The following is a 24,007-nucleotide window of genomic DNA, read 5'->3' as shown; positions in this document are numbered from 1 at the left end:
CGACTTGAACTGACACAGTGAGTCTGTACCGCAGATCCCGGTGAGTAAAGGAGATCCCCATGGCGAGCGCACCGCAGGCCGATGAGCAGAGCACCCGCTGGAACGGCCCGTCCGGGCACGCGTGGGTGCAGTGGCAGGAGCTGCTGGATCAGGTGATGAAACCGCTCGAGGAGTTGCTGGTGCGGCCGGTGGTCGCCGGATCGGGGGCGCGGATACTCGATGTGGGGTGCGGGGCGGGTGCGACCACCATCGCGGCGGCGCGGCGTATGGGTGCGTCCGGCAGGTGTACCGGGGTCGATATCTCCGAGCCGATGATCGCCGCGGCGAAGGCACGCGGGGCGGAGTCGGGTGCGCGCGTGGACTTTCTGCTCGCCGACGCCCAGACCCACGATTTCGAACCGGCGTCGTTCGATCTGATCCTGTCCCGGTTCGGGGTGATGTTCTTCCCCGATCCGGTGGCCGCGTTCACGAATTTGCGCTCGGCTACTCGCGCGGGTGGCGCACTGCGGTTCCTGGCGTGGCGCGGTACCCAGGACAATCCGTTCATGACGACCGCCGAACGCGCGGCCGCCCCGCTGCTGCCGAATCTGCCGCCGCGCGTGGCGAATCAGCCGGGCCAGTTCGGTTTCGCCGATCCGGAGTTCGTGCGCGGGGTGCTCGACAAGAGCGGGTGGGCCGATATCTCGGTGCGCCCGGCCGATGTGCGGTGCGCGATGCCCGAGGAGTCACTGGTCGGGTATTTCACCCAGTTCGGTCCGGTGGGTCAGGTGCTGCCCGAGGCCGATGACTCCACTCGCGCCAAGGTGATCGAGGTGGTGCGGGCGGCGTTCGAGCCGTTCGTGGACGGCGATCAGGTGCGCTATACCTCCGCGTGCTGGATGGTCGACGCTCGCGCGTGATGAATCCTGGTGCCGCGCAGTAGTATTCGCACCTGATGCGCCGGGCCGTGGTGGAACCGCACCGGGCCGTTCAGGGTGCGGTCAGGGGTTGGTCAGTGCGGTGACCGCCCCGGCGAACATGACGCTTTTGATCGCCCCGAGCGTGCTCTGATCCTTGGCTCCGAGCGGGGTGAGCACGGCCACCGCCGCGTCGAGGACTTCGGTCTCGGGCGCGGTGGCGTCGATGAGTTCGTATTCCACGGCCTCGGGCGCGGGAAAACGACGCCCGGTGGTCATGGACGCGATCGCCGAGCGCGGGGTGAGCTTGCCTTGGATGAGCGCGGCCATGCCCTTGGTGAACGGGATGCGGATATCGGCTTCGGGGAAGCAGAAGTAGCCGCGGTCGGCGCGCATAATCCGGAAGTCGTGGGCGATGGCGAGCATGGCTCCCGCGCCGAAGGCGTGTCCGGGCAGTGCGGCGGCGGTGGGCAGCGGGAAGGTGAGCACGCGTGCGAGCAGTGCCTGCACCTGTGCCACATACCAATCCGCACGTTCACCATTGGCCGAGAGCCATTCCAGGTCCAGGCCGTTGGAGTAGAACTTGCCGCCGCCGGTGGTGATGAGCGCGCGCGAGCCGTCGGTCAGCACGGTGTCCAGGGCGGCGTTGATCGCCTCGAGGCGTTCGGGGTGAAGCGGTTCTCCTCGCCGCCGAGGTCCAGGACGGCGATCTTGTCGCGGTGGGTGAGGGTGGCGCTCATGAGGGTTCCTTCGGATCGGTATCGCGGTGTGGTTGTCGTGGTGCGGGTCCGACCGCGAGGACCGCGCGCACGGCGGCGCGCAGATGTTCGCGGGCGGTGGGGTCGGCGAGCCGGTCGCGGCGCAGCAGGATGGCGGTGGGCAGATCGACCAGACAGGTGGTGATGGCGTCGACGGCGCGCGCGTCCTTGCGGCCCCACAGGTCCAGGGCCAGGCGTTTCATCAAGTCGATGAGGGAGCGTTCGAGTCCGCCGAGCTCGTCGGCGATCTCGGCGGGCAGCTCATCGCCGAGCAGATCCCCGCGCCGCACGGTCAACAGCAGGCGGGAGGATTCGGGAAAGCGTTGCGCGAACACCGCGGGCGCGTCCGCGGCGGCCACCACGGCTTCGACTCCGCCGCCGTCGTGGGCGTCGATGAGTTCGAGCTGGACGGCTCCGAAGCGTCGGGCGGCGCGAATCCAGGTGCGCCCCAACAGTTCCGAGCGTGAACCGAAGGTGTGATAGATGGCCCCGTTCGATACCCCGGTGGCGGTGGCGACGGCGCGAATGGTGACCGCGGCGGCCCCGCCGTCGGCGGCCAGGGCTTCGGCGGCGTCGAGGACGGTGCCGGGGTCGTGGGTACGTGGGCGGGGCATAGTCGAAACATAACAGAGCAAGCGCTCTGTTACGAGTGTGGTGTGTGGCACCCGTCCGAAGACGGGTGCTTCACCTGCGGGAATGCCTCTTACGCGGGCGCGGATGCCTGTTCGGTGCTCGGTTCGTGGACGTCGGCGTCGCGTTCGGGGGCGTACATGCGCTCGATATCGGCGGCGTATTTGTCCGCGATCGGAGTGCGGCGCAGTTTCATGGTCAAGGTGATCTCGTCCCCGCCGGGCTCCCAGAACACGGGCAGGATCACGAACCGTTTGATCTGCTCCACGCGGGACAGATGCGTGTTCCCGGCTGCGACTCCGCGCGCGATCTCGGCGATCACCTCCGGATGCGCGGCCAGTGACGCCGCCGACGCATCGGTCAGATTATGTTGTGCCGCATACGGTTCGGCCGATTCGGCGTCCAGAACGATGAGTGCGGTGTTGTAGGGCCGCCGGTCGCCGATGGTGGCCAGGGCTCCGATGAGCGGGGTGGCGGCTTTGATGGTGTTCTCGATATTGGCCGGGGACATGTTCTTGCCGCCGGAGTTGATGATGAGTTCCTTCTTGCGGTCCACCACCCGCAGATAGCCGTCCGCGTCCTGGGTGACGATATCGCCGGTGGCGAGCCAGCCGTCCTGTAGAGCGTCGGCGGTTTTGCCGGGTTCACTGCGGTATTCGCGCATGACCAGGGGCCCGCGCACCAGGAATTCGCCGTCCTCGGCGATTTTCGATTCGAGTCCGGGCAGCAGTTTGCCCACGGTGCCCAGACGGGCTTGGGCGGGCGGGCTGACGCTGGCCACACAGGTCAGCTCGGACATGCCCCACACTTCGGAGATGGGGATGCCGAGCCCGAAGAAGAAGCCGAGTGTTTCCGCCGGAATCGGCGCGGCCCCCGACAGCGCCCATTTGAGTTGATCCAGGCCGAGTTTGGCGCGCAATGCCGACAGCACCAGTTCATCGGCCTTGGCCCATTCGGCGGCTTGCACGTCATCGAGCGGTACGCCCGCCAATTGCGCCTGGGCTTTGCGGTCGGCGACCTCGAGCGCCCACGCCAGCGCGGCCTTGCGCGCGGGATCGGTTTCCCCCGCGACCGCGAATTCCACTCCCGCCTTGAGCTTTTCCCACACCCGCGGTACCGCGCCCCAAATGGTGGGCCGCACATCGACCAGCGCGGCACCCAGTAGCGCGCGATCGGGCACCGCGGTGATCTGACTGCCGAAGTATTCGTGCAGATACAGCCCCGTCACCCGGTCGGCCATATGCGCGCTCGGCAGATACGAGGTGATGCGGTCCCCGAATTCCACGGGCATCACCGAGGCGTACGCCTGGCATTCGAAACTCAGGTTGGCGTGCGAGATCTCGACACCTTTGGGGTTGCCGGTGGTGCCCGAGGTGTAGCACAGGGTCACGATGTCCTCGCCGGTGACGGCCTGCCAGGTGGCGTCGAAGTCGAAGTCCGAGCGCGCGAGCGAAGTCAGTTGCGCCACCGACAACGTGCCGGGCACCGCGCGATCCACGCACACGATCGTCTCTATCGGCACCCCCGAGGCCCGGATGCGATCCACGTATTGCGCTTCGCAGATGACGATCCGATTCCCGGCATTGGTGAACACGTAGTTCAACTGTTGCGCGGTGAGGGTGTTGTACACCGAGAACGAGGTCGCGCCCGCGTGCTGCGCGCCCACTTCCAGGGGATAGAACTCGACCCGGTTGGCCATCATCAGGGCCACGGTGTCCCCGCGCCCGACCCCGAGTGCGGCCAGACCCCCGGCGACCGCGCGCACCTGTGCGGCGTATTCGCCCCAGGTCAGCGACTGCTCCCCGCCGATCGAGCGCACCGCGATGGCGTCGGGGTCGATGGCTGCGGTCGCCTGGAATGCCGCCGGGGCCGTAATCATTTCTGCCATAACACTTCTCGATCCACTCACCTGCCTGCTCTCTCAGACAGTAGAGGGTGACCGTGGGGCGCGCAGGAGGTTTGCGCGCATCGCCGCCGGGCGGTGACCGTCCTAAGGGAGCGTTAGGAAACCCCGTCGTGGCTTCTGCGGGCGTGTGTCGCGGGCCACAGTAGGGGCGGGATGCGATGAGGCTCCCAGAGAAGGAGTATCCGGTGACCGACATCAAACCCGGCGGGGAGCGACGGGTCGTGGCCAATGTGTTGCGCGGCTCGATCGGCAATCTGGTCGAATGGTACGACTGGTATGTCTATGCGGCGTTCAGCGTGTATTTCGCGAAATCGTTCTTCCCCGACGGGGATCCGACCGCGCAATTGCTGTCCACCGCCGCGGTGTTCGCGGTCGGGTTCCTCATGCGCCCGATCGGCGGCTGGGCGCTGGGCCGGTACGCGGATCGGTTCGGGCGGCGCGCGGCGCTGACCCTGTCGGTGACGGTGATGGCGGCGGGTTCGCTGATCATCGCCGCGACCCCTTCGTACGCGACGATCGGATTGGCCGCACCGGTCATTCTGCTGCTGGCGCGACTGTTGCAGGGGTTGTCGGTCGGCGGTGAGTACGCCACCAGCGCCACCTATCTGTCCGAGGTCGCCTCGGCGGGTAAACGCGGGTTCTATTCGAGCTTCCAATACGTGACCCTCGTCGCCGGGCAATTGACCGCACTGGGTGTGCAGTTGGTGCTGTTGCAGTTCCTGTCCTCGGCGCAAATGTATTCGTGGGGCTGGCGTATCCCATTCCTGATCGGTGCGTTCGGTGCGATCGTGGTGATGCTGCTGCGCCGCGGTATGGACGAGTCCGAATCATTCCGTGCCGAATCGGCTGCGCCGCAAGCCACATCGAATCGCGGATCGCTGCGGGTGCTGTTGCGGTATCCGCGAGAGTGCCTGCTGGTGGTGGGATTGACCCTGGGTGGCACGGTCGCGTTCTACACGTACACCACCTATATGCAGAAATACATGGTCAATACCTCGGGTATCTCCAAACCGACGGCGGCGTGGATCAATTTCGCGGCGCTGCTGGTGTTCGTGGTGTTGCAGCCGATCGCGGGCGCGCTCTCGGATCGCATCGGCCGACGCAAACTGCTGATCACCTTCGGTGTGCTGGGCACCCTGGGCACGGTGCCGTTGATGACGCTGCTGGGCGATACCCGCAATCCGTTCGCCGCGTTCGCGTTGATGCTGTCCGCGCTGGTCATCATCACCGGCTACACCTCGATCAACGCGATCGTCAAAGCCGAACTGTTCCCGACGCGTATTCGCGCACTCGGGGTCGGATTGCCGTATGCGCTCACGGTCGCGATTTTCGGTGGCACGGCGGAAATGATCGCGCTGGCGTTGAAGAAGGCCGGGCATGAGTCGCTGTACTTCTGGTACGTGTCCGCATGCGTGCTCATCTCGCTGATCACCTATTTCTTCATGCGCGAAACCTCCGCGGCCTCCACCATCGATGCCGAGGACAACAACGCCGCGGCGGCCGAGCCCGCTGCGAAGCTGACCCCCGCACGCTGAGTTCCCCGGTCACCGGGCTCGCGCCGAGCCCGGTGACTTTCGCGTTCCCGTAGCACTGAAAGAATCCGGTCCATGCGCCTTGCGGTAGTCGAAGATGACGACGGGGTCGGTGACGCCCTGGTGGAGGCGTTCACCGCGCGCGGGTTGCAGGCGACCCGGATGCGCCGGGGTGCGGATCTGCTGACCGCGCATCGCGGATATGACGCGATCATTCTCGATTTGGGGCTGCCCGACGCGGACGGGCTCACGGTGCTGCGGCAATTGCGGGAAGTGAGCGCGGTACCGGTGGTGATCCTGACCGCCCGTAATGACGAACGTTCCATCGTGCGCGGATTACGCGGCGGCGCGGACGATTACGTGGTCAAACCGGCGCGCATTTCCGAATTGCTGGCGCGCATCGAGAATGTGACCCGCCGCGCCGGTGCGGTGACCACACCACCGCGGCGCGTAGTCGAATCCGGGGACGTGCGGGTGGATCTGGGTGCGCGGCGGGTCGAAGTCGCGGGCGTCGATATCGGGTTGACGCCCAAGGAGTTCGAACTGGTGGAAGCACTGGTGGAGCGACCCGGTGCGGCGGTGAGCCGTCAGCAGTTGATGGATCGTATCTGGGGCGATGCGTTCGTGGCGGTCTCGCGCTCACTCGATGTGCATATGACCGGATTGCGCGCCAAACTCGATCGGCCCGGCCTGATCACCACCATTCGCGGCTACGGCTACCGCTGGGGTGAGTAGGAGTGCCCTTCCCCTTACGCACGGTGCGGCGGTGAGTAGCTGATGCGCCGCCGCCTGCTGATCGCGTTGACCGTGTTCGCCACCGTCGCGGTGCTCGCGTTCGCGATCCCGCTATGCCTGACCGCGGCCACCAGTCGCACCCAGGAATTGATCCTGGGCCGCACGGGCGACGCGGACCGCCTGGCCGCGCTCGCGGTGACCGCCGCCGCCACCGGCGACAATCGCGCCCTGACCATGGAGGTGGATCGCTATCACGACCTGTACGGCGAACCGGTGCTGGTGGTCGACGGGCGCGGCACCCCGATCGTGAATGCCGGTGTGAACCAGCATGACCCGGTCGTGGCGACGGCATTGAGCGCCGCACGCCGCAATCAGCGCACCGCCACCGTGCAACGCCTGACCCCGTGGTCGAACACCGGCCTGCTCATCGCCCGCCCCGTCGGCAGCGACACCCACGTGGACGGCGCGGTCCTGATCGAAGCCTCCACCGCCACCGCCCGCACCGATATCACCCGTGTCTGGGCGATCGTCGCGGTCGGTGGTCTGGCGGCCATGGCCCTGTTCACCGCGCTGGCCCTGATGCTCTCGCGCTGGGTCCTGCGCCCGCTGGCCGGACTCTCCGGATCGGTCGCCGAACTCACCGCCACCCTGCCCAAACCGCGCACCGCCACCCCCGTCACCCGCCATCACGGCGGCCCACCCGAACTCCGCGCGGTCGCCGAATCCTTCGACACCATGGCCCTGGCGGTCCGCGATTCGGCCCGCGCCCAGCGCCGCCTCGTCGACGATACCGCCCACGCCATGCGAAACCCGCTGGCCGCGTTGACCATTCGCCTGGATTCCCTCGAACCCGGCGTCTCGGAGACAGCACTGCCCACCTTGCACGGCGCGACCCGCGAGGTAGAGCGCCTCACCGCACTGCTGGACGGCCTGCTCGATCTCGCTGTCGCCGAGGGCACCGATTTCGACCCTACCCGCACCCGCACCACCGACCACTGCGACGCCGACACCGTCATCGAGGATCGAATCGACGCCTGGCACACCGCTTTCGCACGCGCGGGCAGCACGCTGCACCGCATGTCCTCCGACTGCGCGGGCCAGAGCGTGACCATCTCAGCGGTCGGCACCGCCGCGACAGCCGGGACGCACTCGCAGGAGCTCGCCGCGACGAGCCACCCATCGGACATCGCCCACAACACTGATGACCTGCTCAACCGCACGTCACGATGCGATGCCGAACCGCGGCACGCGACCACCCGGGCGGGTTCCGCGTGGCAACCCACCGATATCGCGGTGTCGGCGGATGTGCTGGCGCAGATTCTCGATGTGGCGCTGAGCAATTCCTGCCGGTACGCGGGTGCGGGCGCGACCACATGCCTGAGCGTCGGTACCGAGCCGGGGTGGGTGACGATCACCGTCTCCGATGACGGGGTCGGTGTGCCCGCTACCGAACTCGAGGAGTTGACCACTCGGTTCTTCCGGGGGTCGTCCGCCGACGGGATAGGCGGTTCGGGTCTGGGGCTGCCGATCGCGGCCGCACTGACCACGTCCCGGCATGGGACTCTGACGGTACGACCGGTGGAACCGCACGGCCTGTCGGTCATCGTGCGCCTGCCCGCACCGGAGCCACGATGACCAGAGAGCCCGCGGTATTACCTTGTCGTACACCCTGTTTCGCTGGCGGTCAGCGATGATCGGGCGGCGCGGATTCTTGCGCGGCGCGGGTGCGCTCACTGCCGGGGCCGTACTGTCCGGCACGCTCGGGGGATGCGCGAGCGATGAGACAACCGTGCGCATGGCGGCGGGGGAGTCGGGTGGGTTCTATTACGCCTTCGCGCAGTTGCTTTCGCGGACCGCGGCGGGGTCCGGAGTGCGGATCGAGGTGGTGAGCACCGCCGGGTCGGTCGACAATTTGGGGCTACTGGCGCGCGGGGGAGCAGAGGTGGGGTTGGTGCTGGCCGATTCGGTGGCCGACAGCGCCGATCCGCCGCCTGCGATCGGGCGCGTATACGAGAACTATCTCCAGGTGGCCGTGGCCACGGACGGGCCGATTCGAAGCGCGGGCGATCTGCGAGGCGCGCGAATCAATGTGGGTGCCACCGGGTCCGGGGCCGCTCATACCGGGGAGAAATTGCTGTCGGCGGCCGGTTTGAGCCCGGCCGAGGTGACCGCGACGCATCTGCCGCTGGCCGAGGCCGTCACGGCATTGCGTCAGGGGCGCATCGACGCACTGCTGTGGGCGGGCGGGGTGCCCACGCCGGCGCTGGCCGATCCCGGGGTGCGAGTGCTGGATCTGGGGTCGCTGACCGAGCCGATGCGCGAACGGTTCGGATACCTGTACGACCCGGTGCTGATTCCGGCGGGCACCTATCCCGGCTCACCCGCCGTGCACACCATCGGGGTGGCGAATCTGCTGGTGGCCGCGCCCGCCCTGGCCGACTCGACCGCGCGAGCGCTCACCGAAGCGCTGCTCGCGCACGCCGATTCGCTGGTTCCCGCCGAAGCCGCGGGTACCCAGTTCCTGGACGCCCGGTCCCTGATCGGTACCGGCACGGTGCCGCTGCATCCGGGCGCGGCAGCCGCCTACCGCCGCCACCACGGATGACCCCGCACCCGCACTTGCCCTACCCGTATGCGCGGTAGGGCGCGAATCGGGACACGACTGACATCACGACGAACGGCACGACTTCGAGTACGACATTGGCTCCGCCCGAGTGTTGGCTCCGCGCGAGCTGTGCCACCACGTGGTCGAGATAGTTGTTCCTGGCTGCCATGGGCGCACGTTACCGTCGCAAACCGCTGCGGCCCAGCGATTTTCGTGCCGCTACGACAGACGCGCACCCAGGAGCGCGAGCTGTAACCGGTTGGCGGTCCCGGTCTTGTTCAGCAGATTGGTGATGTGGGTTTTGACGGTGGTGACACCGACATGCAGACGCACCGCGATCTCGGCATTGCCCAATCCGTCCGCCAGCAGTGCCAGCACTTCGGTTTCGCGCGGCGTGAGACCCGATAGGGGGTTCGGGCCATTCAGCGGTGACGTGAGCGACTCGGGTGCGGTGCGCGCCCGCACGGCGGCGTCCACCACGCGCTGCAAAATCTCAGGGGTGAAGGCTTGCTCACCGGCCGCGGCCCGATGGATGCCCGCCAGCAGTTCCGCCGGTGAGGCATCCTTGACCAGGAATCCGGCGGCACCGGCCGCGAGCGCGGGATACAGGTGGTCGTCATCGTCGAAGGTGGTCAGCACCAGCACGCGGGTGGCGGGCCGGGCAGCGAGAATGGCGGCGGTGGCTCGGATGCCATCCATCCCGGGCATCCGCAAATCCATCAGCACCACCTCGGGTGCGAGCTGTTCGGCCAACCGGATGGCCTCCCGCCCGGTGGCGGCCTCACCCACGACCTCGAGCGCGGGATCGGTATGGCACAGCATGCGCAGCCCGGCCCGCACCAACTGCTGATCATCGACGATCAGGACGCGCACACTCATGCGGGCACCCGCGCTCCCAGGGGCAAGCGCGCACGGAGCCGCCACCCCGGATGCGCGGGCGCGGCCTCGAATTCGCCACCGAGCAACTCCACGCGTTCGCGCAATCCCACCAACCCCAATCCCCGGCCGTCCGTCTCACCGGGCAGCGCATCGGCGGCGACGATCATTCCCGAACCGTGCGACGACAGCGCCGGTGCACCCGAGCTCGCGAGATGCCGGGTGTGCCCGCTCGCCCGTCCGGAACCATGCGGCCGCCGGGAACCGTTGTCGCGCAACACGAACACCACTTCGTCCTCGTCCGCGTCGATACGCAGATCCGCGGTGACATCGGTGCCCGCGTGCGCGGCGATATTGGCGATACCCTCCTGGGTCAGGCGCAGCAGCGTCAGCGCGGACACCGCGTCGATCTCACCGGCACGCTCATCGATCACACAGTCCACGGTGATACCCAGCGCGCGGGCGCGTTCGGCGACCGCACGCACGGTGACCGGCAGATCGGCGGGGGAGAGGAATGCCTCACCCGTCATATCCGGATCCCGCAGGATCGACACCAGGCGGCGCAGATCGGCCAGGGTTTCGCGGCCACTGGCATGGATCTCGTCCAGCACCTGCAACACCGGCGCGGGTGCGTCGGGCAGCGCGTGCCGGGCCACACCCACCCGCAACACCGTCGAGGACACATGATGGGCGATCAGATCGTGCAGTTCGCGCGCGATGGCGGTGCGTTCGAGCGCGCGTGCGGCCGCGACCTCACTATCGCGCCGCCGCGCCACTTCCACCGCCACCCGGCGAGCCTCGACCGCGGATCGGTGTGCGGCACGCAGCAATCCACCCAGCAGCAACGGTGCCCCCGCCATCACCACCGCGCGATACCCATTGGCCGCGAACTCACCACTGGGATGCAGCAGGTACACCGCCGCCAGCACGACGGCCCCGAGGTAGGGCTGCCACCCATCGCGGCGCGCCGCCAATTCGGTCAGCGCGATACCCGCACCCACCTTGGCGACCAGCGGTCCGGTGGAACCGAATTCGAACCCGGCCAGCAACAGCGCAGAGGTCACCAATGCCGTGGCCAGCGGCCAGCGCACCCCTACGGCGGTGACAGCGACCGCCAGTAACGCGATGACCCAATCGATTCCATTCGGCGCGGCGGACAGGAACACCAGACAGCCCAGCGCGGGAATCAACAGCACCACGGCACGCACCGGTATGGCGCGCGGATCGAACCATGAGTCGACACCGTGCGCCCGTGCTTGATCCATCACAGCGATCATTGTGCGCGAATCGCGTCGAACCCGATTCCTCCGATCGGAGGAGACGACTCATCCTCATGGCCGACGGACAGGCTCGCGGACGGATTCGCGCGCGCCCCACATTCGCCAGGATCGAAGCCATGACACGTGAGACCGGCCTCGACACGAACCCTACCTTCGGCCAGGACGACGACAGCGCCTCCGCGACAACGGCATCCGCACAGGCATCGGACTCGACCGCACGCCCCGGCCCCAGTCGTCGCCGCATGCTCGGCGGTCTGGCCTCCGGACTGCTGGCGGGCGGTGCGGCCGGACTCGCCGGTGGTATCGCACTCGGCGCGAATTCGAATGCGCCGCAATACACTCCGGCCGCGCGACAGCGATTCACCGATAAGACCGTGCTCATCACCGGTGCGACCTCCGGGATCGGCGCGGCCGCCGCGCACCTGTTCGCCGCCGAGGGCGCGCGCGTGGCGTTCTGCGGACGCCGGGAGGATCGCGGGCGCGCGGTGGAGCGCGAAATCCGTTCCGCCGGTGGGGAAGCCACCTACTTCCGGGCCGATGTCCGCGACGAAGCCCAGGTGCGTGATTTCGTGGACGCCACGGTCCACAGGTACGGCGGGTTGAATGTGGCGTTCAACAATGCCGGGGTCACCATTCAGAAGAAGCTGCACGAATACTCCGCCGAGGAGTTCGATCAGGTCCTGCACACCAATCTGCGCGGCACCTTCCTGGCCATCAAATATCAGGTGCCGCATCTGATTCGGGCGGGCGGCGGCACCATCGTGGTGACCTCCTCGAGCAATGCCATCGCCACCGATGCCGCCCGCGGCGCGTACACCGCGAGCAAGCGTGGTCTGGCCGGGCTGGTGCAGGCGGCGGCCCTGGATTACGCGGCGGACAATATTCGTATCAATACATTGATTCCCGGTACCACCGATACCGAGCTGGTACGGCGTGCGGCGGGTATGGAGGCGATACCGGATGACGCGTGGCAGGTGTTCATGAAACAGTGGGCCAAATCCAATATTCCGGGCTTGGGCAGGCTCGGCTCTCCGGCGGAGATCGCCGCGTTCGCGTTGACCCTGGCCTCGGATGAGCACCCGTACCTCACGGGGGCGCAATTGGTCATCGACGGCGGTAAAACCGCACACGCTTAGGGTCCAGCCACCCTACCCCATTACGTCACTGTGACGTATTGTACTGTGCGGGAACGGATCCCGAGGGGAGTGGAATCGGGAAGAACCGTCACAGTGACGTATTCACCGGAGATCACCGAACTCACCCCGATTGGCCATTTCGGTGCGAACAGGAAATTATCCGGCGAATCACGGATTGGCCGGAAATAAAATTACAGCAGCGGTTTACGCCGTCCACGACGACCAACCGCGTACCGACGGCAACCCGCAGGGCAGGGCCGGAAAATCTGCCCGGCAGGGGCAAAAGCCGTCAAAACGCTTGTCGCACAAGATCATTAAGCCCGTCACCCGCCGCCGTAAAACCACCGATAATCAACATTATGTCAAGTTATGTATTATGGGGTGGCTCCCCGCCAGACCTCACCGACGCCAATAGTTGTCCGGCCCAGCCTGTTTCACCGCGGCCTCGGCCGCCGGGTCCAGCCACTGCTTGACCGAGATATCGGTAGCCAGGTTGATGTAGAGGGCCGTGGACTTGAAAACGTAGCGATGCGACAGTGAACCCCAGTTGGTGCGCACCGCCGAACCCGCGTCACTGTCGCACAGCGCAGAACCCGGCCCCTCGTTCGGGCACCAGATGGTCCAGTCCTGCGGTTGCCCCTTCATGGTGGTGTACAGCGCGGTCGCATCCGCGGCGGTCGCGAACGCGAACACGTTGATCGAGACCAGGATTCGATTCGACTGATCGATATAGGACCCCGCGACCTGTTTGGTGCACTGATATTTGGTGAGGATCTGCTTCACGTTCTGCGACATGCCCTTGGTGACACAGTCCCGTACTCCCCCGGCCCGCCGCGTGTATTCCACATTCTTGGCGTCCCGGAAGCGTTTGGGCAGCAACCCGTCCTCGGTGAACGGGGTCTTATCGGTGCCCGCGGCATCCAGGGACGCCGGATCGAACACCAGGGTGGTCGTCACCACGGGTGCCGCGGCGGGTGCGGCCGCCTCGGTCGCTTCGGGCTCCCCCGACCGGACCGCGATCACCCCGATGACCGCGAGCAGTCCGGCCACCGCCAGCAGGATGCCCGCGATCCGGCCGCCCGGACTGCGCTGCGGACGCGGAAAAGCGCCCACCGGCAACGGTTTCAGGGTCGGGGCGGGCCGATCCACCACATCGAGCATTTCCATGCGGTACGCACCGCCGTCGGAGGTCAGGAAGGCCGCCTTCAACGCGATCAGCCACTCCTCCGGCGTGGGTTTGTGTTCGGGCGCGGCGGTGTCGGCGCGATCGAACAGCATGCGCAGGCGCAGGTCGAGATCCTCGGGAATGCCGGGGGCCAGGAACAGTCCGCAGCGGATGATATTGGCCAGGGCGAGCCTGCCCGCGAACTCCGCATCCCCGAGGGCGGGCCGCAGTCCGTCGCAGTCGATCAGCTGGGCGCGGGGTTCGGTGCGACTCCAGGCCAGTTGCGGTTCGGCGATGCCGGGGAGCGCGAGATAGCGTTCCTCGAGGACGAGGAAGATATCGCAGACCCGGATCAGCACCCCGACGCGGAAGTACGCGGCGGCCGGGTGCTCCCCCACCAGCTGGTCGAGGGTGCGGGGTGTGCCGTCCTCGCGCAGGAATTCGTCCGGTATCAGCGGCCGGATCACCCCGGCCAGGGCGTGGTCGCGCATGATCAGATCGATGGGCCAGTTGATCGAGGTCGCCGCCCAGTCCCGGGAGCCGGGTTCGTCCTCGGCGGCGAGCACGATCTCCCGGCCCAGCAGCAGGGCCTGTTCGGCGAAGCCGATACTGTCCGGATCGGTGATCGGTTCCGCGTATTTCCGATAGATGCGGTCGCGGCCCTGCTGGTCGCGGCAGCGGAACAGTTCGCCGTCGATTCCGATGGCGCCGAGCGCTATCTCGTACTTCTCACCGGATTCCCCGGTCACCGAATATTCCGACACAGAAGCACCCCTCTGCTCCGGCGGCCCCTGCACCGCCCTACTACGGCGGTTTCGAACTGTGCCATACCCGTCAAACCGGCACAATCGGACGAATCATATTGCCGGACTTGACGAGTGAACTACTCCGGCCGCTGCGGCCACGCGATGTCGGCCATGAGCCCGTAATGGTCGCTCGCGATGGGGCCGGTGAGCGAATCGTGGAAGGCGAAGTCGGTGTACAGGATTCGGCCCGCACCGCCCGGGCGCAGGAACGGATCCCCCACCAGGATGTAGTCGATGCGCTGCGGCGGCACGTTCAGGAACCGCGCCTGCGGATTGGTGAGCGGATCGAGGGTGTACCCCGGCTCGGTGGGCCGCAGCGTCGACCACGCGTCCACGTAATAGGTGCTCCGGCCCTCGATGACGGCATTGGCCCCCAGATACCGCATCTCATCCGATTGCGGCTTGGCGTTGAAATCACCGCACAGAATGGCGGGCATGGGAGTGGCCGGATCCCGGGTGGCCTTGATGGCGTCATCGATGGCCAGCACCTGCCGCACCCGGTGGTACGCCTGCGCCGGCGGCGGGGCCAGATGGGTACTGAAGACATCGATTCCGGCGGTGTGCGCGTGCAGCAGCTCGGCCTGCATCCGCCAGGAGGGATGCGAATCCGCCGGGTTCTCGTCCAGGGGCAGCGCGAACACCTGATGGTTGTCGATCGGCCAGCGGCTCAGGATCGCCGAGCCGAACAGCAGGCTGCGATCGGCCCAGGCTTCCTCGGGCAGCGGATACCCGCCGAAGCACCAGTGCCAGCGCCCGGGTGCGGCGTTATCGGCCAGCCAGCCCGCGGTATTGGTGCCGGGTTCGGTCTCCCAGACCTCCTGCAGGCACACCACATCGGGGTTCAGGCGGTCGAGCCAGGCCAGGATCTCGACCCGTCGTTTATCCCAGTGCGGTTCCAGCAGTGAGCCCATATTGAGCTGCGCCACCCGCAATACCTTGCCCTGCGACATACATTTCCTCACTCGCCCAAGGGATTCCAGCAACTGTAACGTGTTCTACTCTGGCGGGGTGGACATCACCTACGAGAACACCCGCCGCGAGATCAGCACCGACCAGGGCACCCTGCGCTACCACGAAGCCGGCGACGGCCCACCCCTGCTACTGCTCCACGGATCCGGCATCGGAGTCTCCGGCTGGCGCAATTATCGCGGAAACCTCGCCGTCTTCGCCGAACACTTCCACTGCTACGTCCTGGAATTCCCCGGATTCGGCATCAGCGATCCCGTCCCCGGCGCACACCCGGTGCTCTCGGCCGTCGACTCGGTCATCCGCTTCATGGACGCACTGGGCATCGACAACGCCGCACTCATCGGCAATTCGATGGGCGGGGTCGTCGCGGTCAACGTCGCCGTCAAACACCCCGCGCGCATCAACAAGATCATCTCCATCGGTGGCGTCGGCACCGGCGTCTTCAGCGCCAACCCCAGCGAAGGCACCCGCCTCCTCCAGGAATTCGCCGACAACCCCAGCCGCGACGGACTCACCCGCTGGCTCAACTGCATGGTGTACGACCCCAAAACCGTCACCGCCGACATCATCGACGAACGCTGGGCAACCGCCGCCAATCCCGACTCACATCAGGCCCTCAAAGCCATGTACGGCTCCGAAGCCTTTGCGCTACAACAACAATTCCTCGCCAACGCACCCACCCCGCCCTACTGGGCCATGCTCCACAAGGTCACCTGCCCCACCCTGCTCGCCTGGGGCAAGGACGACCGGCAATGCCCACCCGATATGGCCATGATGCCGCTGCGCCTCATCCCCGACAGCGAACTCCACATCTTCCCCAAATGCGGACACTGGGTCATGATCGAAGCCAAACAGGCCTTCGAACGCACCAGCCTCGAATTCCTGCGACGCTGACCACCACCGGACGGTGCGGGCCGCCACGACCCGCACCCCGGCCGAACTACCAGACCAGCGTCTCGTGCGGCGTACGCACCCGCGCGAAGAACCGCTTACCGATCTGCTCACCGTCATGGTTGTAGCTGTTCAACAACGCCACCAACTCATCGGCCAACCGCTTCAACTCCGGACTCACACCCTCCGAGCCCACCCACTCCCCGGGCACACCCTCGATCGTGATCACAATCGCGTTCTCCGCGGGCGAACTCACCACCGAATAGGTGATCCCCCGCGGCGCATCCCTGATCACATCGTGCAACGCGGGCTCATCCGGACCCGGACCACCCACATGCGGCGCGTCATCGAACACCACCCGCACGAAAGCCAGATCGTCCCGAATCATCTCCGCGATCGACTCCAGATCCGCATGCCTGCCCACCCGCTCGTAGCGGATACCGTAGGAACGATCATCCGTGGCCGCATACGAATTCGACTTGGACAGAATGCGATCCAGCATCCGCTGAGCCGCCGCCCGCTCCCCCGCACCCGTCGACGGATGCTCGATCAACGCTCGCAGATGCGCGACCCGCGACATATCAGCGCTGACCGAACACGGTCGTCTGACACTCGTTCAGCAACGCCACGAACTCTCTCGCCTCCCCATCATCCAGTACCGCCCACACCGGAGCGATCAACTCATCGGTCAAAGCCTCGGCCTGCATCCAACGCCCCTTCAACTCTGGAGTGATATCACCGAACGGCTCCGGCCAGCCGTACAAACGCGCCTGATCCGGACCAGAACTCAACGGCGAACCCGCGATCAACACCGCATCACGCGGCGCCAAACCACTCGCGCGCACCGCCATCAAATGCAACCCACCACGCAACTCACGCAGCGCCACGATCAAATGCAGAATCCGCGCCGGCGCATCCTCCGCCTGCGGTAGCGCCCGCCACCCGGCGAACAACACCACACCCGCCGAATCCGCCGCGGACACCACCCGGTCCAACAACTCCGCCAGCCGATCCGCGCCCTCGAACGACGCCAACTTGCGCCGCCCGAAATCCTGAGCCGCCTGAAGATACCCCCGCGCGGCCTTCGCAGCCGGTACCCCCGCCGTCGAGTCCCACGCTGCCCGAATCGAATCCGCCGGAAAGAAGCCGAACGCCGCGGTCACCACATCCGCGGGCACATCCCCCAGCACACCCCCGCGCCCCCGCGTATACGCGGGCATGAAACCCGGAACACCCACCTCCGCGGCGAAGGCCTTCGCCTCCCGGGAGAACATGAACCCCCCGCCGATCTGCTGAATCTGATCCTTCACCGCGGACGCTACCGACATGTCCGTTCCTCTCTGAGCGGAAAGCGCAATCCACCCGACCATATTTCACCGGTCGCGCACCCCCGCCGCAGCCCCCGTCACACCGCCAAACAATCACCGCTGCACGCACATTCGAAAATCGCTACCCTGGGCGGGCAACGAAAGGTGTTGCCAGCATGACCGAACCCCGCCGTACCGTCATCGCCTCCGAGGTACGGGAAATCCTCAACTACTTCGGCAAATGCCCACTCTGCGGCTATCCCGCGCGCGCCTCCACCTACACCGCGCAATTCTCCGACGGCAGCACCGAGGAACAGATAGTCGCCACCTGCGGCCTACCCTGCGGCTGGAACGGACCGGCGGACCTCAGCACCATGACCAGCAGCGCACCCGTACACCGCACCAGCCCCAAAGCCCTGCCGCCCAACACCTGAACTGTCCTGTCGCCCAACACATGAACGCAAGACCAACAACATGAACTAATCTCTACAGGTGCTAGGACATTCACACGCAACCAGTGGTGCGCTCGCTTGGTCAGCGGCCGCCGCGGCGTTACCCCTGACCGTATTGACTTACCCCGCAATGCAATCCGGGAACATCCGGGTGGTAGACCTGGTGATGGGCACCTTCCTCACCGCGGGCGCGGCCCTGCTGCCCGACGCCGACCACCCCTCAGGCACCATTTCCCATGTACTGGGCCCGGTTTCGCATTACGCCTGCAAAGGCATCTCGTGGATATCCGGCGGACACCGCCACGGCACGCACTCCTTCGCATTCGTCGCCCTCGTCACCTACGGCACCTGGGCCGGAGAACACTGGCTCGGACGGTATTTCACTCTCTCGCTCGTCTTCTTCCTGCTCGCCCTCGCCGTACGCGCCCTCAACCTCGCCCCCACCGGCGACAAACCTCAAGCCTGGGGCACCGTCGTAATCCTCGCCGCCTGCGGCACATTCGCCATCGACCACTTCATCAGCGATAAACCCGCCTGGCTGCCCTTCTCCGTCGGCCTCGGCGCCTTCGCCCACCTGATCGGCGACTGCCTCACCGATCGCGGCTGCCGCCTGCTCTGGCCGCTCAAGATCCGCACCCGGCTACCGCTCATCGACCGCACCGGCAACAAGATCGAGACCCTCGTGGTGGTCCCGATCTTCGCGCTCGGCACCCTCGCACTGCTCTGGTACACCATCACCCACCAGCCCTGAGCACGCTCGTATGATCGCCTGAACGACCACCACACGGCAGAGGGAGCCAGGGATGAGCGATCGGGAAGAACTCGACTGGGAACTGTTCGGCATCGCCGGACGCGAACTAGCCCAGGAAATCGCCGACGACGGCTTCGAACCCGACCTCATCCTCTCTATCGCCCGCGGCGGGCTCTTCGTCGCCGGCTCCCTCGGCTACGCCCTCGACGTCAAGAACCTGCACGTGATGAACGTCGAGTTCTACACCGGTGTCGACCAGCGCCTGGACCTGCCCGTCATGCTGCCTCCGGTACCCAGCGTCGTCGACCTCACCGGCGCCAAAGTGCTTGTCGCGGACGATGTCGCCGATACCGGCGCGACGCTCAAACTCGTCCGCGACTTCTGCCAGGACCACGTCGCCGAGGTCCGCTGCGCGGTCATCTACCAGAAGCCCCGCTCCGAGGTCGACTGCGAATACGTGTGGAAGCACACCGACCGCTGGATCAACTTCCCCTGGTCGGTACAGCCGCCCGTGGTACAGCGCGAAGTCCGCGTCCTCGACGCCTGACCCCGCACAGCACGACGCCCCGGATTCGACTCTCGAATTCCGGGGCGTTCTCCGTACAGCGGAAAAGTGTCAGACCAGCTCGGCCGAGTAGATGGTGACGGCCTCGACCGGCACATCCTGATGGCCGGCCTTGGAACCGGTGCGCACACCCTCGATAGCGTCGACGACGGCATTGCCCTCGACGACCTTGCCGAAAACGGTGTAGCCCCAGCCATCCTGGCCCGGGTAGTTCAGGAAATCGTTGTTCTTGGAGTTGAGGAAGAACTGCGCGCTGGCCGAATGCGGATCCATGGTGCGCGCCATGGCGATCGTGTACTTGTCGTTCTTGAGACCGTTGTTCGCCTCGTTCTCCACCTTGTTCGGGGCGGGCTTCTGCTGCATATCAGCGGTGAAACCGCCACCCTGCACCATGAAGCCCGGGATCACCCGGTGGAAGATCGTATCGGTGTAGTGGCCCGCCTTGACGTAGTCGACGAAGTTCGCGACGGTCTTCGGCGCCTTGGCCTCGTCGAGTTCCAGGGTGATATCCCCGGCGGAGGTCTTCAGGAGCACTTTGGTCATGGCGACCATCGTATGGGAGAGCCGAACCGGTCAACCGCCCGGCATCCTCTGCTGCGGTTCAACGTGATTGGTGCGCAGGTGAGGTTCCGTTGGCCTGGAGTTCACGTCGATCTTCGGGAATCGAAAACCAGTGCGTAGATGCGCATATTTCCATTATCTAATCGCCACACCTATCCCGGCGACGCCGAGGTCACGCCTCGTACAGCTCCAGCGGCAGATCATCCGGATCGAAGAAGAACCCGAACCGCTTCCCCGTGTACTCGTCCACCCGCACCTCTTCGACCACCACTCCCCTGCCGGCCAGCTCCGCCAGCGCCTCCCCCACATCGGCCACCGCGAACGCCAGATGCCGCAGGCCGATCGCCTCGGGCCGCGAGGGCCGCGGCGGGGCATCCGGGAAGGTGAACAACTCCAGCTGTCCCCCGTCGGGCAGCGCGAGATCCAGCTTGTGCGAACGCCTTTCGGCCCGATAGTGCTCCCCCACCACCTTCAGCCCGAGCACGTCGACGTAGAAGGTCTTCGACCTCTCATAGTCCGACGCGATCACCGCGACATGATGAATCCGCTGCAGCTGCACACGCCCGACCGTATCCGACCCGACCGACAATCCACCGCACCCCGCGCGGCGGCAACCCCCCTTTTGAAGGCAGCTTTTTCCTTATGGTTCTTTGCTCCTACCGGACCCCGACGCACCGAGGATACACATGCGTAGATGCGCATATTTCCATGTTTGTATGAACAATATGAGCAAAGTGACAGTGCGAGGCCAGGATTCGAGGCTTGAAGACCGCGCTATCAGCCGTTATTGCGCCAGCGCAGCGGCCGCGGCCGCCAAGGCCATCCCCCGGTAGGAGTCGCCGTAGAGCACCACGTGCACCAGGAGCGGGTGCAGCTGATGCAGTGGAATGCGTTGGCGCCAGCCGGAAGCCAGGGGTGTGCGTTCGTGGTAGGCCGCCACGATGCGATCGAGGTAGGGGGCGCCGAAGAGGGCGAGCATGGCCAGATCGGTCTCGCGATGACCGCCGTGCGCGGCCGGATCGATGAGCAGGGCGCGATCGGCGGTCCAGAGCAGATTGCCCGACCACAGGTCACCGTGAATGCGACTGGGCGGCTCCGCCGGACCTGCCAGGTCGGCTATGCGGCGTATGACCTGCTCGATCGAGCGGATTCCGGCGCGGCCCAGATACCGTTGGGCCGCAGGCAGATACGGGGCGAGACGGTGTTCGGCGTACCAGCTCCCCCACTCCCCCGTGCTCGGTGAGTTGTCCAGTGGGAGCGTGGCGATGTAGCCGGGCCAGGGTGCGCCGTAAGCGGGCGCGGATTCCGCGTGCAGCTCCGCGAGATCGTGGCCGAATTTCTCGGCGACGGGCGCGGAGGCGGATTCGGCTGCCAGCCAAGGCAATACGAGCATTCGGTCGTCTGCGGCGAGGACCGGGGGTACGAGATTCGCATCGCCGTCGGCGAGCCAGCGCAGGCTTGATGCCTCCGCGGTGAGCGGGCTCGGCGTCGAATCTCCGTCATGCGCTGCGGACGCGATATCGCGGGGCAGGTCCGACGCTCGGGCCTGCGCCGCTGACTCCGTGTCTTCGTGCGCGTCACGGGGCTCTCGCATGGCCTTGACGAATACCTCGCGCCCATCTGCCAGATCGGCTCGGAACAGCGTCCAATCGTGGCTGCGGCCCACGGGTTCCAGGTGCGCGACCGGGGCATCCGTCAGCTGGGTCAGGTGCGCGGTCACGTCCATGGAATTCGATTCTGACCGATGCGCCACGGTTGAGAGGGTTAGTCGGCGGGGATGGCGATCCGTGCGCGCAGCAGGGCGGCGGTGGCGGCGTCGGCGGGGAAGAAGGCTTCGATGGCGAGTTCGGCGACGGTCACGTTCATGGGGGTGCCGAATACCGTGGTGACGCTGATGAAGGCGAGGTCGTGTCCGTCGTAGCGGAAGCGCATGGGTACCACGGCCTGATCGGGTTCGGGGAGTCCGGGGGCTTCCTCGCCGCCGGGGTAGCCGCGCAGTTCGGCCAGGAGTGCGATGAGGTCGGGTGCGCCGCTGACGTCGATCTGGCGTTGCAGGCGTTCGAAGAGGTGGCCGCGCCATTCGGCGAGGTTGGTGATGCGGGGTGCGAGGCCGTCGGGGTGCAGGCTCAGGCGTAGGGCGTTGACCGGTGGTGCGAGCAGGCTCGGGTCGACGCCTTCGAGGAAGAGTGCGATGCCCGCGTTGGCGTCGACCATGTTCCAGCCGGCGTCGACGGCGAGTGCGGGATGGGGTTCGTGGCCGGTGAGGATCTGGCGGATGGCGTCGCGTACGGGTGCCATGGCGGGTGCGTCCAGTTCGGGTTCGTGGTAGACGGGTGCGTATCCGGCGGCGAGCAGCATTCGATTGCGTTCGCGCAGTGGGATTTCCAGTTCATCGGACAGGTGCAGGATCATCTGCCGGCTGGGGGTGGCGCGGCCGGTTTCGATGAAGCTCAGGTGCCGGGTGGAGGTTTCGGCCCGGCCCGCCAATTCGAGTTGGCTGAGCCGCCGGGTGACCCGCCAGTGCCGCAGCAGGTCCCCGGCAGTTTGTGTACGCATGTCTCGATCGTACGAATCTGGCGGCGGCACAACCATTACCCGTCAGGTAATGGTTGTGGACTGACCGATGCCGGGGTGCGCGAGGTTCCGTGACAGCGGTTTCGGCGGTTCCTACCGTGGGGGCTGGAAGCCGCCGATTTCCTGTTCGAGGAGTTCGGCCAGGCGCAGTGGTGTGTGGTCTTCGTACATGGGGCCGATGAGTTGCACACCCACCGGCAGGCCCTCGGGTGAGCGGCCCGCCGGTATGGCGGTGGCGGGCAGGCCGGGCATGGTCGCCACGCCCGCCCAGGCGAGTTGGTTGTGGAATGGGTGCGCGGTGCCGTCGATGTCGATGAGGCGCTCCCCCAGGCTGTGTTCGTGGTCGTGCGGGAAGGCGGGGGTCGGGGTGATCGGGCAGAGCACGATGTCGTATTCGGTGAAGAGTTCCCGCCATTGCCGCCGGTGTTGTTCGCGGAGGTTGTCGGCTCGGATCCAGTCGCGGTGGGTGAAGGCGGGGCCGCGCAGCCAGGCGGTGTCGTATCCCCGGTTGGTGGGGTCGAGTTGGGCGGCTTGGGCGCGGATCTGTTCGTAGCGTTCGAGGGGGAAGCCCGCGGCGGCGAAGGAGGTGAGCAGTTCGACGTAGAGGATCGCGGCTTCGGTGAGGTCGGGCAGGAGTGGGCTGTGCCGGTCCACGCGGGCTCCGTTGCGGGTGAGGGTTTCGGCGACTTCGTTGAGGGCGGTGCGCACGGCTGATCCGGTCGGGATGAGCGGATGGTCTTCGATGATCAGCACCCGGTAGTCGGCGAGCCGGTCGTGGCGTGCGGGCGGCAGCGCCAATCGGTATGCGATGCCGAGGGTTTGCGGGTCGGGTCCGGCCATGATGTCCAGGAGCAGGGTGAGGTCGCGGGCGGTGCGCGCCATGGGTCCGACAACGGCGAGGTCGTGCGGGGTGGGCAGGGCGGGTGCGTGCGGTGGCACCATGCCCCGGGTGGAGGCGAGGCCGAGGGTGGGTTTGTGCGCGTAGACGCCGCAGAAGTGGGCGGGGGTGCGCAGGGATCCGGCGATATCGGAGCCGAGGGACAGTGCGCCGAATCCGGCGGCGAGCGCGGCGGCCGATCCGCCGGAGGAGCCGCCCGAGGTGCGGGCGTGATCCCACGGATTGTTGGTGACGCCGTAGATGTCGTTGAAGGTCTGGATGTCCTGGAGCATGTACGGCACGTTGGTTTTCCCGAGGATGACCGCGCCGGCGGCGGTGATGCGGGCGACCTGTTCGGCGTCGTCGGCGGGCACGAAGTCGCGATTCTCGGGCATGCCCCAGGTGGTGGGCAGTCCTGCCATGTTGTAGGACTCTTTGACCGTGACGGGGATGCCGAGCAGTGGGCCGTCTTCGCCGCGCGCTCGGGCTTGGTCGGCGCGCTGTGCAGCGGCGCGGGCGCGGTCGAAGTCGGGGACGCAGAGGGCGTTGATCGCTTTGTCGTCGCGCTCGATTCGGGCGATGGCTTCTTCGGTGAGTTCGAGGGAGGTCACCTCGCCACCGCGCAAAGCGGTGGCGAGTTCTTCGGCCGAGAGATAGCTGCGTTCCATGACCGCGACGCTACCGAGGGTCGTTTTCAGCCACGAAATATCAATTTGCGCAACGGGTTCCACGGCC

Annotated in this window: 24 protein-coding genes and 1 pseudogene; 10 read left to right on the top strand and 15 right to left on the bottom strand. The window is 66.6% G+C overall.

Going from position 1 to position 24,007, the window contains the following annotated elements; genetic code table 11:
• Positions 1–59: 59 nt before the first annotated feature.
• On the top strand, positions 60–899 hold the full coding sequence (locus tag AB0L82_RS12085; RefSeq protein WP_364634182.1) for a class I SAM-dependent methyltransferase: 840 nt from the start codon (positions 60–62) through the stop codon (positions 897–899).
• A gap of 81 nt (positions 900–980) precedes the next feature.
• On the opposite strand, the pseudogene AB0L82_RS12080 reads toward AB0L82_RS12085, so the two are convergent.
• The 3 genes and pseudogenes from AB0L82_RS12080 to fadD11 all read right to left on the bottom strand — a co-directional run bounded on the left by AB0L82_RS12080 (position 981) and on the right by fadD11 (position 4,163).
• Positions 981–1,636: pseudogene (locus AB0L82_RS12080) on the bottom strand (enoyl-CoA hydratase-related protein).
• On the bottom strand, positions 1,633–2,268 hold the full coding sequence (locus AB0L82_RS12075; protein WP_364634181.1) for a TetR/AcrR family transcriptional regulator: 636 nt from the start codon (positions 2,266–2,268) through the stop codon (positions 1,633–1,635). Before AB0L82_RS12075 ends, AB0L82_RS12080 begins: the two are co-directional and overlap by 4 nt.
• A gap of 89 nt (positions 2,269–2,357) precedes the next feature.
• Positions 2,358–4,163, bottom strand: a complete 1,806-nt coding sequence (gene fadD11, locus AB0L82_RS12070) for a fatty acid--CoA ligase FadD11 (RefSeq protein ID WP_364636015.1) — start codon at positions 4,161–4,163, stop codon at positions 2,358–2,360.
• Positions 4,164–4,375: 212 nt separating this feature from the next.
• On the opposite strand from fadD11, the gene AB0L82_RS12065 reads away from it, so the two are divergent.
• From AB0L82_RS12065 to AB0L82_RS12050, 4 genes are all read left to right on the top strand, one after another.
• On the top strand, positions 4,376–5,725 hold the full coding sequence (locus tag AB0L82_RS12065) for an MFS transporter (RefSeq protein ID WP_364634179.1): 1,350 nt from the start codon (positions 4,376–4,378) through the stop codon (positions 5,723–5,725).
• Between the two features lie 72 nt (positions 5,726–5,797).
• Positions 5,798–6,457 carry a response regulator transcription factor gene (locus AB0L82_RS12060; RefSeq protein WP_364634177.1) on the top strand — a complete coding sequence of 220 codons (660 nt, stop codon included), beginning with the start codon at positions 5,798–5,800 and terminating at the stop codon, positions 6,455–6,457.
• Between the two features lie 42 nt (positions 6,458–6,499).
• A complete protein-coding gene (locus AB0L82_RS12055) occupies positions 6,500–8,092 on the top strand; it encodes a sensor histidine kinase (RefSeq protein ID WP_364634176.1) in 1,593 nt (530 codons plus the stop codon).
• A gap of 55 nt (positions 8,093–8,147) precedes the next feature.
• Positions 8,148–9,062 carry a TAXI family TRAP transporter solute-binding subunit gene (locus tag AB0L82_RS12050; protein ID WP_364634174.1) on the top strand — a complete coding sequence of 305 codons (915 nt, stop codon included), beginning with the start codon at positions 8,148–8,150 and terminating at the stop codon, positions 9,060–9,062.
• A gap of 19 nt (positions 9,063–9,081) precedes the next feature.
• Here the strand turns inward: AB0L82_RS12050 and AB0L82_RS12045 are convergent, their stop codons facing one another.
• The 3 genes from AB0L82_RS12045 to AB0L82_RS12035 are packed head-to-tail and all read right to left on the bottom strand — an operon-like array spanning position 9,082 to position 11,203.
• Positions 9,082–9,231 (bottom strand): hypothetical protein, encoded by a 150-nt coding sequence (locus AB0L82_RS12045; RefSeq protein ID WP_364634172.1) that lies wholly within the window; start codon positions 9,229–9,231, stop codon positions 9,082–9,084.
• A gap of 50 nt (positions 9,232–9,281) precedes the next feature.
• The gene (locus tag AB0L82_RS12040) at positions 9,282–9,941 is read right to left on the bottom strand and encodes a response regulator transcription factor (RefSeq protein ID WP_364634170.1); all 660 of its coding nucleotides are present in this window, start codon (positions 9,939–9,941) and stop codon (positions 9,282–9,284) included.
• Positions 9,938–11,203, bottom strand: coding sequence for a histidine kinase (locus AB0L82_RS12035; RefSeq protein ID WP_364634169.1), 1,266 nt, complete (start codon positions 11,201–11,203; stop codon positions 9,938–9,940). The genes AB0L82_RS12040 and AB0L82_RS12035 overlap by 4 nt, the downstream gene beginning before the upstream one ends.
• 131 nt (positions 11,204–11,334) lie before the next feature.
• On the opposite strand from AB0L82_RS12035, the gene AB0L82_RS12030 reads away from it, so the two are divergent.
• Positions 11,335–12,354 (top strand): SDR family NAD(P)-dependent oxidoreductase, encoded by a 1,020-nt coding sequence (locus tag AB0L82_RS12030; RefSeq protein ID WP_364634168.1) that lies wholly within the window; start codon positions 11,335–11,337, stop codon positions 12,352–12,354.
• A gap of 399 nt (positions 12,355–12,753) precedes the next feature.
• Here the strand turns inward: AB0L82_RS12030 and AB0L82_RS12025 are convergent, their stop codons facing one another.
• Together AB0L82_RS12025 and AB0L82_RS12020 are read right to left on the bottom strand one after the other, a co-directional pair.
• The gene (locus tag AB0L82_RS12025) at positions 12,754–14,268 is read right to left on the bottom strand and encodes a hypothetical protein (protein WP_364634166.1); all 1,515 of its coding nucleotides are present in this window, start codon (positions 14,266–14,268) and stop codon (positions 12,754–12,756) included.
• Between the two features lie 134 nt (positions 14,269–14,402).
• Positions 14,403–15,275 (bottom strand): endonuclease/exonuclease/phosphatase family protein, encoded by an 873-nt coding sequence (locus AB0L82_RS12020; protein WP_364634164.1) that lies wholly within the window; start codon positions 15,273–15,275, stop codon positions 14,403–14,405.
• Between the two features lie 58 nt (positions 15,276–15,333).
• On the opposite strand from AB0L82_RS12020, the gene AB0L82_RS12015 reads away from it, so the two are divergent.
• Positions 15,334–16,188, top strand: coding sequence for an alpha/beta hydrolase (locus AB0L82_RS12015; RefSeq protein WP_364634163.1), 855 nt, complete (start codon positions 15,334–15,336; stop codon positions 16,186–16,188).
• Between the two features lie 46 nt (positions 16,189–16,234).
• On the opposite strand, the gene AB0L82_RS12010 is transcribed toward AB0L82_RS12015, so the two are convergent.
• Positions 16,235–16,765 carry a hypothetical protein gene (locus AB0L82_RS12010; RefSeq protein ID WP_364634162.1) on the bottom strand — a complete coding sequence of 177 codons (531 nt, stop codon included), beginning with the start codon at positions 16,763–16,765 and terminating at the stop codon, positions 16,235–16,237.
• A 1-nt stretch (position 16,766) separates the two neighbouring features.
• Entirely contained in the window at positions 16,767–17,513 is a 747-nt protein-coding gene (locus AB0L82_RS12005) for a hypothetical protein (protein ID WP_364634161.1), read from the bottom strand.
• Between the two features lie 155 nt (positions 17,514–17,668).
• On the opposite strand from AB0L82_RS12005, the gene AB0L82_RS12000 reads away from it, so the two are divergent.
• From AB0L82_RS12000 to AB0L82_RS11990, 3 genes are read left to right on the top strand one after another with little or no spacing between them, the layout of a single operon-like run.
• A complete protein-coding gene (locus AB0L82_RS12000) occupies positions 17,669–17,926 on the top strand; it encodes a hypothetical protein (RefSeq protein ID WP_364634159.1) in 258 nt (85 codons plus the stop codon).
• A gap of 58 nt (positions 17,927–17,984) precedes the next feature.
• Positions 17,985–18,695, top strand: a complete 711-nt coding sequence (locus AB0L82_RS11995) for a metal-dependent hydrolase (RefSeq protein ID WP_364634158.1) — start codon at positions 17,985–17,987, stop codon at positions 18,693–18,695.
• Between the two features lie 52 nt (positions 18,696–18,747).
• A complete protein-coding gene (locus AB0L82_RS11990) occupies positions 18,748–19,242 on the top strand; it encodes a phosphoribosyltransferase (protein ID WP_364634156.1) in 495 nt (164 codons plus the stop codon).
• A gap of 69 nt (positions 19,243–19,311) precedes the next feature.
• On the opposite strand, the gene AB0L82_RS11985 is transcribed toward AB0L82_RS11990, so the two are convergent.
• The 5 genes from AB0L82_RS11985 to AB0L82_RS11965 all read right to left on the bottom strand — a co-directional run bounded on the left by AB0L82_RS11985 (position 19,312) and on the right by AB0L82_RS11965 (position 23,940).
• Positions 19,312–19,812, bottom strand: coding sequence for a peptidylprolyl isomerase (locus AB0L82_RS11985; protein WP_364634154.1), 501 nt, complete (start codon positions 19,810–19,812; stop codon positions 19,312–19,314).
• A gap of 181 nt (positions 19,813–19,993) precedes the next feature.
• Complete coding sequence (locus AB0L82_RS11980) at positions 19,994–20,380, bottom strand: VOC family protein (protein ID WP_364634153.1); 387 nt, start codon at positions 20,378–20,380, stop codon at positions 19,994–19,996.
• A gap of 225 nt (positions 20,381–20,605) precedes the next feature.
• Positions 20,606–21,547 (bottom strand): fructosamine kinase family protein, encoded by a 942-nt coding sequence (locus AB0L82_RS11975; RefSeq protein ID WP_364634151.1) that lies wholly within the window; start codon positions 21,545–21,547, stop codon positions 20,606–20,608.
• Positions 21,548–21,585: 38 nt separating this feature from the next.
• On the bottom strand, positions 21,586–22,377 hold the full coding sequence (locus AB0L82_RS11970) for a helix-turn-helix transcriptional regulator (protein ID WP_364634149.1): 792 nt from the start codon (positions 22,375–22,377) through the stop codon (positions 21,586–21,588).
• Between the two features lie 111 nt (positions 22,378–22,488).
• Positions 22,489–23,940 (bottom strand): amidase, encoded by a 1,452-nt coding sequence (locus AB0L82_RS11965; RefSeq protein ID WP_364634147.1) that lies wholly within the window; start codon positions 23,938–23,940, stop codon positions 22,489–22,491.
• Positions 23,941–24,007: the final 67 nt, after the last annotated feature.

The organism is Nocardia sp. NPDC052001, assembly GCF_040680615.1.
In the GTDB taxonomy this organism is placed as follows: domain Bacteria; phylum Actinomycetota; class Actinomycetes; order Mycobacteriales; family Mycobacteriaceae; genus Nocardia.
Note: the sequence above shows the minus strand (reverse complement) of the source record. Positions and strands in the feature narration are given on the sequence as shown.

What these genes read in the sequence shown, in the direction of transcription:
- AB0L82_RS12040 (WP_364634170.1), bottom strand. Translation starts at nt 9,941, where the DNA reads ATGAGTGTGCGCGTCCTGATCGTCGATGATCAGCAGTTGGTGCGGGCC.
- AB0L82_RS12075 (WP_364634181.1), bottom strand. Translation starts at nt 2,268, where the DNA reads ATGCCCCGCCCACGTACCCACGACCCCGGCACCGTCCTCGACGCCGCC.
- AB0L82_RS11990 (WP_364634156.1), top strand. Translation starts at nt 18,748, where the DNA reads ATGAGCGATCGGGAAGAACTCGACTGGGAACTGTTCGGCATCGCCGGA.
- AB0L82_RS12035 (WP_364634169.1), bottom strand. Translation starts at nt 11,203, where the DNA reads ATGGATCAAGCACGGGCGCACGGTGTCGACTCATGGTTCGATCCGCGC.
- AB0L82_RS11970 (WP_364634149.1), bottom strand. Translation starts at nt 22,377, where the DNA reads ATGCGTACACAAACTGCCGGGGACCTGCTGCGGCACTGGCGGGTCACC.
- AB0L82_RS12055 (WP_364634176.1), top strand. Translation starts at nt 6,500, where the DNA reads ATGCGCCGCCGCCTGCTGATCGCGTTGACCGTGTTCGCCACCGTCGCG.
- AB0L82_RS12030 (WP_364634168.1), top strand. Translation starts at nt 11,335, where the DNA reads ATGACACGTGAGACCGGCCTCGACACGAACCCTACCTTCGGCCAGGAC.
- AB0L82_RS12060 (WP_364634177.1), top strand. Translation starts at nt 5,798, where the DNA reads ATGCGCCTTGCGGTAGTCGAAGATGACGACGGGGTCGGTGACGCCCTG.
- AB0L82_RS12045 (WP_364634172.1), bottom strand. Translation starts at nt 9,231, where the DNA reads ATGGCAGCCAGGAACAACTATCTCGACCACGTGGTGGCACAGCTCGCG.
- AB0L82_RS12020 (WP_364634164.1), bottom strand. Translation starts at nt 15,275, where the DNA reads ATGTCGCAGGGCAAGGTATTGCGGGTGGCGCAGCTCAATATGGGCTCA.
- AB0L82_RS12005 (WP_364634161.1), bottom strand. Translation starts at nt 17,513, where the DNA reads ATGTCGGTAGCGTCCGCGGTGAAGGATCAGATTCAGCAGATCGGCGGG.
- AB0L82_RS11965 (WP_364634147.1), bottom strand. Translation starts at nt 23,940, where the DNA reads ATGGAACGCAGCTATCTCTCGGCCGAAGAACTCGCCACCGCTTTGCGC.
- fadD11 (WP_364636015.1), bottom strand. Translation starts at nt 4,163, where the DNA reads ATGATTACGGCCCCGGCGGCATTCCAGGCGACCGCAGCCATCGACCCC.
- AB0L82_RS11975 (WP_364634151.1), bottom strand. Translation starts at nt 21,547, where the DNA reads ATGGACGTGACCGCGCACCTGACCCAGCTGACGGATGCCCCGGTCGCG.
- AB0L82_RS12085 (WP_364634182.1), top strand. Translation starts at nt 60, where the DNA reads ATGGCGAGCGCACCGCAGGCCGATGAGCAGAGCACCCGCTGGAACGGC.
- AB0L82_RS12050 (WP_364634174.1), top strand. Translation starts at nt 8,148, where the DNA reads ATGATCGGGCGGCGCGGATTCTTGCGCGGCGCGGGTGCGCTCACTGCC.
- AB0L82_RS11985 (WP_364634154.1), bottom strand. Translation starts at nt 19,812, where the DNA reads ATGGTCGCCATGACCAAAGTGCTCCTGAAGACCTCCGCCGGGGATATC.
- AB0L82_RS12000 (WP_364634159.1), top strand. Translation starts at nt 17,669, where the DNA reads ATGACCGAACCCCGCCGTACCGTCATCGCCTCCGAGGTACGGGAAATC.
- AB0L82_RS12010 (WP_364634162.1), bottom strand. Translation starts at nt 16,765, where the DNA reads ATGTCGCGGGTCGCGCATCTGCGAGCGTTGATCGAGCATCCGTCGACG.